Annotated in this window: 17 protein-coding genes; 4 read left to right on the top strand and 13 right to left on the bottom strand. The window is 72.7% G+C overall.

What is annotated here, in order from left to right; translation table 11 throughout:
• Nucleotides 1–8: 8 nt before the first annotated feature.
• From ACZ7LU_RS29400 to hisD, 9 genes are all read right to left on the bottom strand, one after another.
• Nucleotides 9–590: an ArsR/SmtB family transcription factor gene (locus tag ACZ7LU_RS29400; protein ID WP_471145185.1), complete on the bottom strand. Its 582-nt coding sequence runs from the start codon at nucleotides 588–590 to the stop codon at nucleotides 9–11.
• Nucleotides 591–746: 156 nt separating this feature from the next.
• On the bottom strand, nucleotides 747–1,502 hold the full coding sequence (hisF, locus tag ACZ7LU_RS29395) for an imidazole glycerol phosphate synthase subunit HisF (RefSeq protein WP_468560793.1): 756 nt from the start codon (nucleotides 1,500–1,502) through the stop codon (nucleotides 747–749).
• Nucleotides 1,499–1,894, bottom strand: a complete 396-nt coding sequence (locus tag ACZ7LU_RS29390) for a RidA family protein (RefSeq protein WP_468083648.1) — start codon at nucleotides 1,892–1,894, stop codon at nucleotides 1,499–1,501. Before ACZ7LU_RS29390 ends, hisF begins: the two co-directional genes overlap by 4 nt.
• Nucleotides 1,891–2,616: a bifunctional 1-(5-phosphoribosyl)-5-((5-phosphoribosylamino)methylideneamino)imidazole-4-carboxamide isomerase/phosphoribosylanthranilate isomerase PriA gene (gene priA, locus ACZ7LU_RS29385; RefSeq protein WP_398307261.1), complete on the bottom strand. Its 726-nt coding sequence runs from the start codon at nucleotides 2,614–2,616 to the stop codon at nucleotides 1,891–1,893. The genes ACZ7LU_RS29390 and priA overlap by 4 nt, the downstream gene beginning before the upstream one ends.
• The gene (gene hisH, locus ACZ7LU_RS29380; RefSeq protein ID WP_398307259.1) at nucleotides 2,613–3,254 is read right to left on the bottom strand and encodes an imidazole glycerol phosphate synthase subunit HisH; all 642 of its coding nucleotides are present in this window, start codon (nucleotides 3,252–3,254) and stop codon (nucleotides 2,613–2,615) included. Before hisH ends, priA begins: the two co-directional genes overlap by 4 nt.
• 17 nt (nucleotides 3,255–3,271) lie before the next feature.
• Nucleotides 3,272–3,436 (bottom strand): hypothetical protein, encoded by a 165-nt coding sequence (locus ACZ7LU_RS29375; RefSeq protein WP_055563286.1) that lies wholly within the window; start codon nucleotides 3,434–3,436, stop codon nucleotides 3,272–3,274.
• A 4-nt stretch (nucleotides 3,437–3,440) separates the two neighbouring features.
• Nucleotides 3,441–4,034 carry an imidazoleglycerol-phosphate dehydratase HisB gene (hisB, locus tag ACZ7LU_RS29370; RefSeq protein WP_362992372.1) on the bottom strand — a complete coding sequence of 198 codons (594 nt, stop codon included), beginning with the start codon at nucleotides 4,032–4,034 and terminating at the stop codon, nucleotides 3,441–3,443.
• Complete coding sequence (locus ACZ7LU_RS29365; RefSeq protein WP_471918465.1) at nucleotides 4,031–5,161, bottom strand: histidinol-phosphate transaminase; 1,131 nt, start codon at nucleotides 5,159–5,161, stop codon at nucleotides 4,031–4,033. The genes hisB and ACZ7LU_RS29365 overlap by 4 nt, the downstream gene beginning before the upstream one ends.
• Nucleotides 5,140–6,471, bottom strand: coding sequence for a histidinol dehydrogenase (gene hisD / locus ACZ7LU_RS29360; RefSeq protein WP_398307256.1), 1,332 nt, complete (start codon nucleotides 6,469–6,471; stop codon nucleotides 5,140–5,142). The genes ACZ7LU_RS29365 and hisD overlap by 22 nt, the downstream gene beginning before the upstream one ends.
• A 223-nt stretch (nucleotides 6,472–6,694) precedes the next feature.
• Between hisD and ACZ7LU_RS29355 the strand changes: the two genes are divergently transcribed.
• The 4 genes from ACZ7LU_RS29355 (at nucleotide 6,695) to ybaK (ending at nucleotide 10,656) form a co-directional block, all read left to right on the top strand.
• The gene (locus ACZ7LU_RS29355; protein ID WP_398307801.1) at nucleotides 6,695–8,209 is read left to right on the top strand and encodes an oxidoreductase; all 1,515 of its coding nucleotides are present in this window, start codon (nucleotides 6,695–6,697) and stop codon (nucleotides 8,207–8,209) included.
• A 204-nt stretch (nucleotides 8,210–8,413) separates the two neighbouring features.
• A complete protein-coding gene (locus ACZ7LU_RS29350) occupies nucleotides 8,414–9,385 on the top strand; it encodes a hypothetical protein (protein WP_468083956.1) in 972 nt (323 codons plus the stop codon).
• Between the two features lie 2 nt (nucleotides 9,386–9,387).
• On the top strand, nucleotides 9,388–10,134 hold the full coding sequence (locus tag ACZ7LU_RS29345) for an LON peptidase substrate-binding domain-containing protein (protein WP_468083640.1): 747 nt from the start codon (nucleotides 9,388–9,390) through the stop codon (nucleotides 10,132–10,134).
• A 21-nt stretch (nucleotides 10,135–10,155) separates the two neighbouring features.
• Nucleotides 10,156–10,656, top strand: a complete 501-nt coding sequence (gene ybaK, locus ACZ7LU_RS29340; RefSeq protein WP_471918464.1) for a Cys-tRNA(Pro) deacylase — start codon at nucleotides 10,156–10,158, stop codon at nucleotides 10,654–10,656.
• Nucleotides 10,657–10,827: 171 nt separating this feature from the next.
• Here ybaK and ACZ7LU_RS29335 read toward each other — a convergent pair whose 3' ends face one another.
• The 4 genes from ACZ7LU_RS29335 to ACZ7LU_RS29320 form a co-directional block, all read right to left on the bottom strand.
• Nucleotides 10,828–11,511 carry a DUF2567 domain-containing protein gene (locus ACZ7LU_RS29335; protein WP_471918463.1) on the bottom strand — a complete coding sequence of 228 codons (684 nt, stop codon included), beginning with the start codon at nucleotides 11,509–11,511 and terminating at the stop codon, nucleotides 10,828–10,830.
• 34 nt (nucleotides 11,512–11,545) lie between these two features.
• On the bottom strand, nucleotides 11,546–12,370 hold the full coding sequence (locus tag ACZ7LU_RS29330) for an ABC transporter permease (RefSeq protein WP_398307248.1): 825 nt from the start codon (nucleotides 12,368–12,370) through the stop codon (nucleotides 11,546–11,548).
• 70 nt (nucleotides 12,371–12,440) lie between these two features.
• Nucleotides 12,441–13,475 (bottom strand): ABC transporter ATP-binding protein, encoded by a 1,035-nt coding sequence (locus ACZ7LU_RS29325; RefSeq protein WP_471918462.1) that lies wholly within the window; start codon nucleotides 13,473–13,475, stop codon nucleotides 12,441–12,443.
• A gap of 63 nt (nucleotides 13,476–13,538) precedes the next feature.
• Complete coding sequence (locus ACZ7LU_RS29320; protein ID WP_398307244.1) at nucleotides 13,539–14,780, bottom strand: NYN domain-containing protein; 1,242 nt, start codon at nucleotides 14,778–14,780, stop codon at nucleotides 13,539–13,541.
• Between the last annotated feature and the right edge of the window lie 88 nt (nucleotides 14,781–14,868).

Genomic DNA, 14,868 nt, shown 5'->3' with positions numbered 1-14,868 from the left:
ACGCCCTCTCAGAGCCGGAAGGGGAAGCTGGCCAGGTGCACGGTGACGTTCTCGCGGTTCTCGGTGTCGCCGGCCGCCTCGGCTGCCTTCCCGCGCTCCTCGTACGTCCTGACCAGTGCGTGGATCTCTTCGTTCAGGGCCTTCAGTTCGGCGGGGTTCAGCCGGGCGAGGAAGTCCGACTGGTCGGCCGCTCGGCGCCACTCGGCGCCCCAGGCCGCCTGCTGGTCCAGATAGGTCTCGTACTGCTCCCTGCGGTGGGCGATCAGGCCGCGGACGACGGCCGCGTGGGTGGCCGCTCCTTCCGGCGTGTCCTTGAAGTCCTCGTGGCGGAAGCTGAGGGTGTCCTGCGCGGCCTGCCACCAGCGCTCCCGCGCGTCCTCGCTCTGCGTCTCGGCCTCCTCGATGAGGCCGTGCTCGGCGAGCTTGCGCAGGTGGTAGCTGACGAGGGAGACGGCCTCGTCGACCTGCGCGGCGAGGTGTGAGGCGGTCGCGGGGCCGCCCACGCGCAGCGTGCCGTACAGCTTCATCCGCAGGGGGTGCCCGAAGGCCTTGAGGGTGCCGAGGTCCGTGATCCGGCGACGGTTCTCCATGCGCTCACCCTAGATACGAAAGGAAAGTTGCACAATAATTTTTGCGCAACAAATCTTTCGCATCTCACCAAGACAATGCCGCCACGGCACGAGGCCGTGGCGGCAGAGAGCTTGCCCATCAGGCAGAGGGTTTGTCCATGGGCAGGAAGCGGCTGCCTAGCGAACGGGGTGCCCCGCCTCCCGCAGCGTCTCCTTGACCTCGCCGATCCGCAGATCCCCGAAGTGGAAGACCGAAGCCGCGAGCACCGCGTCCGCGCCCGCCTCGATGGCCGGCGGGAAGTGCTCCAGGCGGCCCGCGCCGCCGGAGGCGATCACCGGGACGGTGACGTGCTTGCGCACCGCCGAGATCATCTCGATGTCGTAGCCGTCCTTCGTGCCGTCGGCGTCCATCGAGTTGAGCAGGATCTCGCCCGCGCCGAGCTCGGCGGCCCGGTGCGCCCACTCGACGGCGTCGATGCCGGCGGACTCGCGGCCGCCGTGGGTGGTGACCTCGAAGCCGCCCGACGCCGTCCTGCGCGCGTCGACCGACAGGACGAGCACCTGGCGTCCGAACCGCTCCGCGATCTCGCGGATCAGGTCGGGCCGTGCGATCGCCGCCGTGTTGACGCCGACCTTGTCCGCGCCCGCGCGCAGCAGCTTGTCCACGTCCTCGGCGGTGCGCACGCCGCCGCCCACCGTGAGCGGGATGAAGACCTGCTCGGCGGTGCGGCGGACCACGTCGTACGTGGTCTCGCGGTTGCCGGACGACGCGGTGATGTCCAGGAAGGTCAGCTCGTCGGCGCCCTCGGCGTCGTACACCTTGGCCATCTCGACGGGGTCGCCCGCGTCGCGCAGGTTCTGGAAGTTGACGCCCTTGACGACGCGGCCGTTGTCCACGTCGAGGCAGGGGATCACGCGTACCGCGAGCGTCATGCGGGGGCTCCTCGGTAGGCTTCCAGTTCCACTTCGACCAGGATGCGCGAGTCGACGAAGCCGGAGACGACCACCATGGTCATCACCGGGCGCACGGAGTCGAAGACCTCCTTGTGCGCACGCCCCACCGCGTCGACGTCCCGCGCGTGGGTGATGAGGAGACGCACGGCGGTCACGGAGTCGGGGCCGAGCCCGAACTCGCCGATCGCCGCCAGCGCGTTGTCGATGGCGACCCGCGTCTGCTCGTAGGGGTCGCCCTCGCCGTAGAGGATGTCGCCCTTGAAGGACGTGGTGCCGCCGACCACCACCCGGTCGCCCGCCTGGACGGCCCTGGCGAAGCCGAAGGCCTCCTCCCAGGGGCTGCCGCTCTGCACTCGTCGTACGCCACTCATCGGGACACGGCCTCCAGCGCTTCCTCCAGCGTGAACGCCTTCGCGTACAGCGCCTTGCCGACGATCGCGCCCTCGACGCCGAGCGGGACGAGCTCGGAGATGGCGCGCAGGTCGTCCAGGCTGCTCACGCCGCCGGAGGCGACCACGGGACGGTCCGTCGCCGCGCACACGTTCTTCAGGAGCTCCAGGTTCGGGCCCTGCAGCGTGCCGTCCTTGGCGATGTCGGTCACCACGTAGCGCGCGCAACCCTCGCCGTTCAGGCGCTCCAGGGTTTCGTAGAGGTCGCCGCCGTCGCGGGTCCAGCCGCGGCCGCGCAGCGTCGTGCCGCGCACGTCGAGGCCGACCGCGATCTTGTCGCCGTGCTCGGCGATGACCTTGGCGACCCACTCGGGGGTCTCCAGGGCGGCGGTGCCGAGGTTGACGCGGGTGCAACCGGTGGCGAGGGCCGCCGCCAGCGAGGCGTCGTCCCGGATGCCGCCGGAGAGTTCCACCTTGATGTCCATGGCTCCCGCGACCTCCGCGATGAGCTCACGGTTGTCGCCGGTGCCGAACGCCGCGTCCAGGTCGACCAGGTGCAGCCACTCGGCGCCCGACCGCTGCCAGGCGAGGGCGGCCTCCAGCGGGGAGCCGTAGGAGGTCTCCGAGCCGGACTCGCCGTGGACGAGGCGTACGGCCTGGCCGTCGCGGACGTCGACGGCGGGAAGGAGTTCGAGGGTGCTCACAGGGTTCCGATCCAGTTGGTGAGGAGCTGGGCGCCGGCGTCGCCGGACTTCTCGGGGTGGAACTGGGTGGCGCTCAGGGCGCCGTTCTCGACGGCCGCCACGAAGGGCTCGCCGTGCGTGGACCAGTGCACGTACGGGGCGCGCATCGCGGGGTTCGCGACTTCCAGGGTCCAGGCGTGCACGGCGTAGGAGTGCACGAAGTAGAAGCGGGCGTCGTCGTCCAGGCCCTTGAAGAGCGGGGATCCGGCGGAGGCCTGGACCGTGTTCCAACCCATGTGCGGGACGATCTCGGCCTTCAGCGGCTCGACCGTGCCCGGCCACTCGTCCAGGCCCTCGGTCTCCACGCCGTGCTCGATGCCGCGCGCGAAGAGGATCTGCATGCCGACGCAGATGCCCATGACAGGACGGCCGCCGGCGAGGCGGCGTCCGACGATCCAGTCGCCGCGCGCCTCCTTCAGGCCCTGCATGCAGGCGGCGAACGCGCCGACGCCGGGCACGAGCAGGCCGTCGGCGTTCATGGCCCTGTCGTAGTCACGGGTGATCTCGACGTCGGCGCCCGCGCGCGCGAGGGCGCGCTCGGCGGAGCGGACGTTTCCGAAGCCGTAGTCGAAGACGACGACCTTCTTGGGAGAGCTCATGTCGCGTACTTCTCCCGTCAGTTCCAGTAGTCGAGCCGCAGGATGCCCGCGGCCAGGCACATCGCGGCGCCGATGGAGAGGAGCGTGATCAGGCTCTTCGGCATGCCCTGCTTGACGAAGGAGATGATGCCGCCGATCAGGAAGAGCCCGACGACGATGAGGATGGTGTTGAGACCGGTCATGGGTTTACAGCGCGCCCTTCGTGGACGGAAGGATGCCGGCCGCGCGCGGGTCGCGCTCGGAGGCGTAGCGCAGCGCGCGGGCCAGGGCCTTGAACTGGCACTCCACGATGTGGTGGGCGTTGCGGCCGTACGGCACGTGGACGTGCAGCGCGATCTGGGCCTGCGCGACGAAGGACTCCAGGATGTGCCGGGTCATCGTCGTGTCGTACTCGCCGATCATCGGCGCCATCTTCTCGGGCTCGGTGTGCACCAGGTACGGACGGCCGGAGAGGTCGACCGTCACCTGGGCGAGCGACTCGTCCAGCGGGACGGTGCAGTTGCCGAAGCGGTAGATGCCGACCTTGTCGCCGAGCGCCTGCTTGAAGGCGGCGCCCAGCGCGAGCGCGGTGTCCTCGATGGTGTGGTGCGAGTCGATGTGCAGGTCGCCCTCGGTCTTGACCGTGAGGTCGAAGAGGCCGTGGCGGCCGAGCTGGTCGAGCATGTGGTCGTAGAAGCCGACGCCGGTCGACACGTCGACCTTGCCGGTGCCGTCGAGATCGATCTCGACGAGGACCGACGTCTCCTTCGTGGTGCGTTGGACCCGTCCTACGCGGCTCATGCGTCCTGCTCCTTCTTGAGTTCGCGTACCGCATCGAGGAACGCGTCGTTTTCGTCGGGGGTTCCGGTGGACACCCGGAGCCGGCCGGGCACTCCGTTGTCGCGGACCAGGACGCCCCGGTCGAGGATCTTCTGCCACACCTCATGAGCATCCGGGAACCGCCCGAACTGCACGAAGTTGGCGTCGGAGTCGGTCACCTCGTAGCCCATCGCGCGCAGCTCGGTGACCAGGCGGTCGCGCTCGGCCTTGAGCTGCTCGACGTATCCCAGGAGGGTGTCCGTGTGCTCCAGGGCGGCCAGCGCGGTGGCCTGCGTGACGGCCGACAGGTGATACGGCAGGCGTACGAGCTGCACCGCGTCGACGACCGCGGGGGCGGCGGCGAGATAGCCGAGGCGCAGCCCGGCGGCGCCGAACGCCTTCGACATGGTGCGCGAGACGACGAGGTGCGGGCGCCCCTCGAGCAGCGGGAGCAGCGAGTCGCCGTGGCTGAACTCGACGTACGCCTCGTCGATCACCACCATGGACGGCTTCGCTGCCTGCGCGGCTTCGTACAGGGCGAGGACCGCCTCGGCCGGGACGGCGTTGCCCGTGGGGTTGTTGGGCGTCGTGATGAAGACGACGTCCGGCTGGTGCTCGGCGATGGCCTTCGTGGCCGCCTCGACGTCGATGCTGAAGTCGTCGTGACGGGGGCCGGAGATCCAGCCGGTGCCGGTGCCGCGCGCGATGAGGCCGTGCATCGAGTACGAGGGCTCGAAGCCGATGGCCGTGCGGCCGGGGCCGCCGAAGGTCTGCAGGAGCTGCTGGATGACTTCGTTCGAGCCGTTGGCCGCCCAGACGTTGGCCACGGTGACCTCGTGCCCGCCGGTGCGGGTGAGGTAGCGCGCCAGCTCGGTGCGGAGCTCCACGGCGTCCCGGTCGGGGTAGCGGTTGAGGTCGCGGGCGGCCTCGCGCACCCGCTCGGCGATGCGCTCGACGAGCGGCTCGGGGAGCGGGTACGGGTTCTCGTTGGTGTTCAGGCGTACGGGCACGTCCAGCTGGGGCGCGCCGTAGGGGGACTTGCCGCGCAGCTCGTCACGGACGGGCAGGTCGTCGATGCGTACGTCGCTCACTGGCCCGGCACCTTCCATCCGAACCTCGCCTTGATCGCCGCGCCGTGCGCGGGCAGGTCCTCCGCCTCGGCGAGCGTCACCACGTGGTGCGCGACGTCCGCGAGGGCCTCGCGGGTGTAGTCCACGATGTGGATGCCGCGCAGGAACGACTGGACGGACAGGCCCGAGGAGTGGCAGGCGCAGCCGCCGGTGGGCAGGACGTGGTTGGAGCCCGCGCAGTAGTCGCCGAGGGAGACGGGCGCCCAGGGGCCGACGAAGATCGCACCCGCGTTCTTGACGCGTCCGGCGACGGCGGTGGCGTCGGCGGTCTGGATCTCCAGGTGCTCGGCGCCGTACGCGTCGACGACGCGCAGGCCCTCCTCCAGGCCGTCGACCAGGACGATCGCGGACTGGCGGCCGCTCAGCGCGGGGACGATCCGGTCCTCGACGTGCTTGGTGGCGGCGACCTGCGGCGCCAGCTCCTTCTCGACCGCGTCCGCGAGCGCCACCGAGTCGGTGACGAGGACGGCGGCCGCGAGCGGGTCGTGCTCGGCCTGGCTGATCAGGTCGGACGCGACGTGCGCCGGGTCGGCGGTGTCGTCGGCGAGGACCGCGATCTCGGTCGGGCCCGCCTCGGTGTCGATGCCGATGCGGCCGGTGAAGTAGCGCTTGGCGGCCGCGACCCAGATGTTGCCCGGGCCGGTGACCATGTTGGCGGCGGCGCAGGTCTCGGTGCCGTACGCGAACATGGCGACGGCCTGGGCGCCGCCGACCGCGTACACCTCGTCGATGCCGAGGAGGGCGCAGGCGGCGAGGATCGTCGGGTGGGGCAGGCCGCCGAAGTCGGCCTGCGGCGGGGACGCGAGCGCCATCGACTCGACGCCCGCCTCCTGCGCCGGCACGGCGTTCATGATCACGGAGGAGGGGTAGACGGACCGGCCGCCCGGGGCGTAGAGCCCGACGCGCTCGACGGGCACCCACTTCTCGGTGACCTTGCCGCCGGGCACGACCTGGACGGTGTGCGGGGCGCGGCGCTGCTCGCGGTGGACGGCGCGGGCGCGGCGGATGGACTCCTCCAGGGCCGCGCGCACGGCCGGGTCGAGGCCGGCCAGGGCCTCGGTGAGCGCGGCCGCGGGGACGCGGACCTGGTCCAGGCGCACGCCGTCGAACTTCTCCGCGTACTCGATCAGCGCCGCGTCGCCACGATGATGCACGTCCTCGCAGATGGGCCGCACCTTCTCCAGGGCGGCCGCGACGTCGAAGTCGGCACGGGGCAGCAGGGCGCGCAGGGCGGCCCCCGACGGAAACTCCGTGAGGGCATCGCCGCGCAGATCGATTCGAGAGATCACATGGCCAATTCTCTCAGACCTTCTTTCGACGTCGGTCGCCCGTATCACTGACTGATATGAGCCACGGAAGACCGTGTTCACCCCTGGCGTTCAGCCGGTCACGGAGCGGGCATGAAACGGGTGTACGAGGGAGCCGCGCACCGCAGGACGGAGGGCGAAAGCATTGGTCGACGACGCCGGTACCGGCGACCCGCCGGACGGGCTGACCGCCGCGGAGATCGGCATGTGGCAGGCCTTCCGGAACGGCAGCGTCTACGACCTCCGATCGGGTGATCCCGCCGCCGACGATCCGCACGGCGGGCACCCCTGGGGCCCCGAGCGCAGCGTGCGGGCGCGCATCGTGTGCTGGCTGCTGCTGGACGGGCCGCCCGCCCTCGCGGGCCGGGTGTCGTCGCTGAAGCTGGCGGGCGTGCAGATCACCGATCCGCTCGACCTCGCGGGCGGCACGGTCGTCCCGTACACGGAGATGAAGCACTGCCGCTTCGAGAAGGAGGTCCTGCTCCCCGAGTCCCGCTTCGCGACGCTGCGGCTCGTCGACTGCTCCATCCCCCGCATCGAGGCCGCCAGGCTGCACACCGAGGGCGATCTGCACCTGCCGCGCTGCCGGGTGCACAACGGCATCCGCCTCACGGACGCGCACATCGGCACCGACCTGCTGCTCAACCAGGCGGTGGTCTACCGCGACCGGCGCGGCCAGTCCATCACCGGCGACGGCCTCACCGTCGGACAGGACCTCCAGGCCGAGATGATGGAGTCGCACGGCCAGCTGAGCCTGCGCGGCGCGAAGGTCGGCGTCTCGCTCAGCCTGCGCGGCAGCAGACTGATCAACCAGTACGGCAGGCAGGCCCTCAACGCCCCCCAGATGACCGTCGAGCGCACCCTGTACCTGACCCCGGCGGCCGTCGGCAATCCGCCGCAGACCAGCGGCACGACACCGGCCCGCGGCACCCGCGTGCAGCACTTCGAGTGCGTGGGCGGCATCCGTCTCGACGACGGCCGCTTCGGCGACGCCATCGACTTCGCGCACGCCCGCTTCACGCTCCGGCAGGACCAGGAGATCTCGCTGCGCCGCGTCCAGACGCCCGAGCTCCGCTTCCTCGGCGAGGCGCCGCGGCGCGGCAAGGTCGTGCTGTCCGGCGCCAAGGTCGTCAACCTCATCGACAGGGCGACAAGCTGGCCCGGGCCCGGCGGCCTCCAGATGGGCGGATTCACGTACGAGAACCTCGTGCCGCAGGGCAGCTTCCCGCTCTCCCGGCGCCTGGACTGGGTGCTTGCCGCGACGGCCGAGTACAACCCCGAGCCGTACGAGAAGCTCGCCGCCGTCCTGCGCAACGGCGGCGAGGACGCCGACGCCCGCGAGGTCCTCCTCGCCAAGCAGCGCCGGCGCCGCGAGACCCTGCCGCTGGCCGCGAAGCTCTGGGGGTACGCGCAGGACTGGACCGTCGCCTACGGCTACCGGCCGGGCCGGGCCGCGGTCTGGATGGCCGTCCTGTGGGCGGTCAGCGCCGTGGCGTTCTCGCGCGCCGACCATCCGGCGATCAAGCCCGGCGAGCACCCGCAGTGGAACCCGGCGCTCTTCGCCCTCGACCTGCTGCTGCCCGTCATCAACCTCGGCCAGGACACCTACTGGCAGCTGCGCGGCGGCTGGCAGTGGTTCTCGACCGCGCTGATCCTGCTCGGCTGGGTCCTCGCCACCACGGTCGCGGCGGGCGCCACCCGGCTGCTGCGCCGCAACTGAGATCCGGTGCCGCTCGCGGCGGACATCCGGCGGCGACGGCCGAACCGTTATGCGCAGCCGGGCAACCATCACCCTCCCCCGGCCGTCATCCCTGCGACCAACAAAAGAGCAACCACGACGGTGACCGGCGAGCCCGCGCGAGCGGCGCCGGTTGAGGCGCAAAGGAGGGCACGGGTGCTGCGTGCCTTCATCCGTACCGCCCGCATGCTCCGGCACACCCCGCGGCTCGCCGCCGGGCTGCCGCCGGACGACGAGGTGCTGCTCGACGTGCCCGACGAGCGGCTCGCCCCCGCCCTGGTCGCCGCGGGGCGCGGCGACTACGGCCCGGCCGCGAAGGTCCTCGCCACCACCCGCGAGGCCGCCGAGTGGGAGAACCGCGACCGCTACACCACGCGCCTCGCCGCCTTCGCCCGCTCCCGCCCCGAGTGGTTCGACGACTGGCTCGGCGCGTCCCCGCACGACCCGGACGCCCTGCTGGTCAAGGCCGAGCTCGCGGTCGTCCGCGGCTGGGAGTCACCGGCCCGCGCCGAGCTCCTGCGCGAGTCGGGCCCGCTGCTCACCGCCGCCGCCGAGGCCGACCCGCGGGACCCGGTGCCCTGGCGGATCGCCCTGGACCACGCCCGCGGCACGCACGCCCCGCACACCGTCTTCGAGAAACTGTGGGAGGAGGCGGTGCGCCGCTCCTCGTACCACTACGGCTGCCACGCCTCGGCCCTGCAGTACCTGTCCGCCGCCTGGTACGGCTCGCACCGCGAGTGCTTCGACTTCGCCGAGCGCGCCGCGGCCGACGCGCTGCCCGGCTCGCTGATACAGGTCCTCCCGGCGCGGGCCGCCTTCGCCTACCTGACCAGCCCCTCGGGGAATCTGCCGCGCGAGCGCCTGGACGCGGCCGCCGACCTCGCCATCGCCCTCTCGTACGAGTACGAGGCCGGCGACCCGTGGCCCGCCGAGGTCCGCAACCTCCTCACGTACGTCCTGGTCCGCCTGGAGCGCTGGGACGACGCCCTGGAGCAGCTGCGCCTGATCGGGCCGTACGCGACGTCGTTCCCCTGGGACCGGATGGCCGACGATCCGCTCGGCCAGTTCCTGGAGCTGCGGGACGGCGTACGCATCGAAGTGGCCTCGATGACGCCGCTGCGCGCTCCGCGCGAACGCGACCCCTCCGGCGAGCATTAGGCTTGCCGGTCGTGACCACCCGGCTTCCGCTCTTTCCGCTCAACTCGGTGCTGTTCCCCGGCCTCGTCGTGCCGCTGAACGTCTTCGAGGAGCGATATCGCGCCATGATGCGCGAACTGCTCAAGACCCCCGAGGAGGAGCAGCGTCTGTTCGCCGTCGTCGCGATCCGCGACGGCCTGGAGGTCGCGCCGAGCGCGCCCGGCCTCCCCGACCCGACGGCACTGCCCGAGCACGGCCCCGCGGCGGGCTTCGGCGGCGACCCGCTCAAGGCCTTCCACGCCGTGGGCTGCGTGGCGAGCGCAGCGACGATCAGGGAGCGCGACGACGGCGGCTTCGAGGTCCTCGCCACCGGCACGACCCGCGTGCGCGTCCGCTCCGTCGACGCCTCGGGAGCCTTCCTCACCGCCGAGGTCGAGGAGCTGCCCGAGGAGCCGGGGGACGGCGCGGGCGCCCTGGCCGAGGGCGTCCTGCGGGCCTTCCGCTCCTACCAGAAGCGGCTGGCCGGGGCGCGGGAGGGCTCCCTGTCGACGGGGGCCGAACTGCCCGACGACCCGTCCGTCGTGTCGTACCTCGTCGCCGCGGCGGCCGTCCTGGACACCGCGACCAAGCAGCGGCTCCTGGAGGCGCCGGACACCGCGTCGCGGCTGCGGGACGAGCTGAAAACGCTTCGCTCCGAGACCGCGATCATCCGTAATCTGCCGTCGCTGCCCGCGACGGACCTGACGCGCGGGACGACCAGCCTCAACTGAGCCACGGAAGGCGCGGACACCTTGGCGAAGAAACAGAAGAAGCAGCAGTCGGCGGGGACCCCGGCGACGGTGGCCCTCACCGCGGCGGGCGCGGAGTTCACGGTCCACTCCTACGACCACGACCCGTCCCACCCCTCGTACGGCGAAGAGGCCGCCGAGGCCATGGGCGTCTCCCCCGACCGGGTCTTCAAGACGCTGGTCGCCGAGGTCGACGGGGAGCTCACCGTGGCCGTCGTGCCCGTCGCGGGCTCCCTCGACCTGAAGGCCCTGGCCGCCGCGGTCTCCGGCAAGCGGGCCGTGATGGCCGACCCGGCGGCCGCCGAGCGCACCACGGGCTATGTGCGGGGCGGCATCTCCCCGCTCGGCCAGCGCAAGAGGCTGCGCACGGTCCTGGACGACTCGGCGTCGGCGCACGCCACCGTCTGCGTCTCGGCGGGCCGCCGCGGCCTGGAGGTGGAGCTGGCGCCGGGCGACCTGGCGGAGCTCACCGGCGCGGTCCTCGCGCCCATCGGCCGGGCGTGAGACGGACGACGTGAAAGCGCCCTCGACACATGTCCCGGGCGGGACTAGTACCGAGGGCATGTCGAAGAAGACGCGCATGCGGAAGTGGCGGGCGAAGAAGCGCAAGGCCAACCACGGGAAGCGCCCCGCCTAGGGGCGCGGGCCGTCTGGGAGCGGTCCGGAAGGCCGTCCTCAGGAGCCCGAGCGCAGGCCCTCGGGGTAGTCGTCGTCCTGGGGGCCCTGGTAGGCCACCGGCGCGGGGTACGGCTCCGGGTCGCGCGGTCCGAAGAGCCCGGTGAGGCCGAGGTGCACGGCGAGCGCGGCCACCGGCCAGGCGAGGAGCGTGCCCTTGGCCTTGAGGTCGAGCGGCGCGTCGAAGACGACGCCCTTGCCGACGGACTTCGCGTGCGCCACGACGTCCTTCTCGGGACCGAGCCACACGCCGGCCTTCCACGCGATCAGCGCCCCGAACAGGCTGCCGAGCGCGAGCCCCACGACCAGCGGGATCCCGCCGCGCCTGCGCAGCAGGAAGACGACGGCACCGCTGACGAGGCCGAAGCCGAGCGAGAGCAGCGTAAACGTTCCGTCTACGCCCATCGCCTGCTCGCCCTCGGTGTCCTTGAGGTACACCGCCTTGCCGTCCGAGACGAGCGGCACCCGCGGCGCGAGCCACGTCCACAGCAGCGCGAGCAGGACTCCGCCGGCGGCCACCACGACCATGGTCACCACGGCCGGCAGCACTTCGTCCTTCATCCCGGCGCCGGCTTCCCCGGCGCCGTGCGCAGACGTCGCTCCGGACGGCTGCGCGGCTGCCTGCCAGGACTCGTGCGGGGTGCGGTCGTGCGGCGGTTGGGAGGGTGTATGCGGTGCGGTCACCCCCACATCGTGCCAGCACTCCCTGTGCGGCGCGTCACCGGACGGCCGCCCGGCGGAAAGCCCACGTGGCCACGGCCAGGGAGACCACGCCGACGCCCGCGCAGACCGCGAGGTCCAGCGCGACGACGGCCCAGTCCGGATCCGGCCCGAACGTACGGGCGAAGGCCTCCACGCCGTACGTCGAGGGCAGCAGGTCACGCGCGTACTGCAGCAGCGTCGGCATGCGGTCGGCCGGGAGCACGCCGAGCAGCAGCGCCGCCGACATGCCCATCTGGCCGAGGAGCGTGGCCAGTTCGGGCCGTGGCGCGAGCAGTCCGAGGGCCGCGCCGAGCCCGGCGAGCGCGGCACCGGCCAGCGGGATCACCGCGAGGAGCACCCACAGGTGGGTGAACGGCAGCCCGAAGAGCCCGCACCCGACGATCGCCGTGACGAAGGTGCCGGGCACCGTGAAGGAGGCGTACGCGGCCGCGGCCCCGAGGACCACGGCGGCGGGCGGCACGGGCAGCGTCGCGTAGTGGTCGAGGCCTCCGTCGGAGCGGAGCTGTCCGAAGTACTGCGCGAGCAGGTTGAGCGCGACGAACGCCACGACGAGCACGGCGGAGCCGGCGACGACGGCCCGCGCCTCACCGCCCCCGTCGACGACGCCGCGCATCAGGATCATGATGCCGACGGACTGGAAGGTCGCCACGAACAGCAGCGGTATGCGGGCGACCCTGGCCCGGGACAGCTGGGCGCGGTAGACCGCCGAGAGCGCGGGGAACAGCCGCGCCGGCGGCCCGAGGGGCGCGGGGCCTTCGGCCTCCCGCTCCGCACGGCCGCCGTCGGCCCGCACGGCGGCTTCCAAGGGAACCGCACTCACCGGACAACCCCTCCGTCTTCGTTCCTACAAGCGGCGGTGCGGGGACAGCCGCACCGAGTCGCGGAAAGAGTCACGCCTTGACCAACCCCTGTCCGCTCCCGCCCAGCGCGAGATAGACGTCCTCCAGGCTCGGCGTGGCCAGCGTGAAGTCGTCGAGCGCGGCGAACGCGGCGCCGCCGGTCACCGCGGCGACGGCGGCCCGCGCCGCGTCGGGCGCGAGGCGCAGGGTCCAGCGCCGCCCCGACTCGACGGCGAGGGAGCGCAGCGCGGCCACTTCGGGGACGCCGAGCGGCGGCCGCTCCCGCCACACCAGCTCCACCCGGACCTCGTCGGCGACCTTCTCCTTCAGCCCGGCCGGGCTGTCGCAGGCGATGACCTTGCCCTGGTCGAGGACGGCGACCCGGTCGAGGACGGTCTCGGCCTCGATCACGTTGTGCGTGACCAGCACGACCGTCGTCCCGCGCTCGGCGCGCCGCGAGTCGATCGCCGCCCAGACGGCGCGCCGCGCGACGGGGTCCATGCCGGTGGTCGGCTCGTCGAGGACGAGCAGCGGCCGCTCCCCCACCAGCGCGGTGGCGAAGCAGGCGAGCCTGCGCTGCCCGCCGGAGAGCTTCTTCAGCGGCCGCGAGGCCAGCGCGGTCAGTCCGAGCTCCGTGAGGACCGCGTCCCGCTCGGCCCGGGCCCGCGGCACGTCGAGGCCGCGCAGCCGCCCGGTCGTCTCGACGGCGAGCGACACGGTCAGCTCGTCGAGGGCGGTGGACTCCTGGCCCAGGTACGCGAGGAGGCGCGCGGCCCGCTCGGGGTGGCGCACGATGTCGTGGCCGAGGATCTCGACGCTCCCGCTGTCGGGCCGCATCAGGCCGGTCAGCTGGCGTACGAGGGTGGACTTGCCGGCGCCGTTGGGGCCGAGCAGGCCGAAGATCTCGCCGCGGCCGACCGTCAGACCGATGCCGTCGGTGGCGCGGACCTCGGGGGTCGCGGGCCTGCCGCGTCGGGCGCGGGCGGCGGGATAGGTCTTCACCAGGTCGCGCACCGCGCAGACGGCGTCGTTGCCGTGTTCCTGACGGAGTCCCTGTCGGACTGCCGGTGCCGGGCGCGTACTCACGAAGGACGAGCCTACGGGGTCCACGGGCGCGGGCGACGCCCGGGGCGGCCCGTACGGCCCGTGTCAGTCACCTGCGCGGTCCCCCGCGGGCGCGTGCTCGGCGGCCGTCCGCACGTCGACCTCGCGCCAGAAACCCGCCCTGATCGCGTACCGGTCGTGCTCGTCGATCTGGTCGTCCTTGTGGGCGAGGAGGCCGAACCGCGCCGCGTAGCGGAGCAGCTCGCCGTCGATGCGGTGCGGGATGCGCGGGTACATCGTCGAGAGTTTCTGCAGGTTGTGCTGTTCCGGGAGGCGCGCCATCCAGCGCCGCGCGAACACCTGTCCGACCTCGTAGGGGTCGCCGCCGACGGTGGTGATGTCCTCCTCGCGGTCGGCCCAGCGCTGCTCGGCCGTGGTCAGCTGGGCGAGGGTCGGCAGGGCGGCGGCCTCGGTGCTCTCGGCCGCGCCGCCGGGCCGCTCGATCCAGCCCTTGTCGGAGGACCAGCGCAGCGTCGCGTTCGTGGGGTGCTGGGCGGGCTGCTGGATGCCGGGGGCGCGCAGGGCGGCGAGGTCCTTGGGGGTGGGGACGCCCTTGCCCGGGGGGACGCGGGCGTCGTCGGCCTGCCGGCCGTTCGCGGCGGGTTCGGCGTGCCGGGCGGGGGTCTCCTCCTCGGCGCGCTGCGCTGCGGCGGCGAGGGCGGACTCCGGGAGGGGCGCCGAGAGGATCGCGGCGATCTCGGGACGCGGCGCGGGCGGCGGCGCGCAGCTGCCGGTGAGCTCCTTGGGGCGGACGGCCTTGGTGATCCAGGCCCGGTCGAGCACGCGCCGCTCGTCGGCCTCGGCGACCAGGTCCTCGGACTGGTTGTAGTCGCCGTCGGCGGCCTGGACGGCCCACAGGTGGACGGCGACGCCGTGCTCCTTGGCGGCCATCATGCCGGGCAGCAGGTCGCCGTCGCCGGTGACGAGCACGACGTCGGAGCAGGCGCGGTTGCGGGCCAGTTCGGTCAGCTCGGCGTGCATGGCGGCGTCGACGCCCTTCTGGGCCCACCGTCCGTCGCTGCGGGTCAGGGCGCCGAGCCGGACCGTCACGCGGGGCATGACGCGCAGCCGCCGGTGCTCGGGCTGCGGGACCCGGTCGGGGGCGCCGTCGAACCAGTAGATGCGCAGCAGGGGGCGCTCGGTGTCCGCCTCCGCGCGCTCGCGAAGCCCCTGGATCAGGGCGGTGTGATCGACGGTGATCCGGGACCTGGAGGGCTCGCCCGCGAGGAGACTCGCGGCGGCACCCAGCAGATACCCGGCGTCCACCAGGACGATGCAGCGATCCACGCGGTCCACCCTCTTTCCCTGCCCGGAGGTCTCTGGACGTTCCCTCGAAGTCCCACGAAGACACCCTGTAAGGACAACGAATCAGGGG

Source organism: Streptomyces sp. NPDC039462 (genome assembly GCF_055639375.1).
This window is presented reverse-complemented; position numbering and strand designations above follow the sequence as displayed.

Coding starts and splice junctions, on each gene's coding strand:
- ACZ7LU_RS29365 (WP_471918465.1), bottom strand. CDS start 5,161: ATGGAAGGTGCCGGGCCAGTGAGCGACGTACGCATCGACGACCTGCCC.
- hisH (WP_398307259.1), bottom strand. CDS start 3,254: ATGAGCTCTCCCAAGAAGGTCGTCGTCTTCGACTACGGCTTCGGAAAC.
- hisF (WP_468560793.1), bottom strand. CDS start 1,502: ATGACGCTCGCGGTACGCGTGATCCCCTGCCTCGACGTGGACAACGGC.
- ACZ7LU_RS29355 (WP_398307801.1), top strand. CDS start 6,695: ATGTGGCAGGCCTTCCGGAACGGCAGCGTCTACGACCTCCGATCGGGT.
- ACZ7LU_RS29400 (WP_471145185.1), bottom strand. CDS start 590: ATGGAGAACCGTCGCCGGATCACGGACCTCGGCACCCTCAAGGCCTTC.
- ACZ7LU_RS29350 (WP_468083956.1), top strand. CDS start 8,414: ATGCTCCGGCACACCCCGCGGCTCGCCGCCGGGCTGCCGCCGGACGAC.
- hisB (WP_362992372.1), bottom strand. CDS start 4,034: ATGAGCCGCGTAGGACGGGTCCAACGCACCACGAAGGAGACGTCGGTC.
- ACZ7LU_RS29390 (WP_468083648.1), bottom strand. CDS start 1,894: ATGAGTGGCGTACGACGAGTGCAGAGCGGCAGCCCCTGGGAGGAGGCC.
- ACZ7LU_RS29375 (WP_055563286.1), bottom strand. CDS start 3,436: ATGACCGGTCTCAACACCATCCTCATCGTCGTCGGGCTCTTCCTGATC.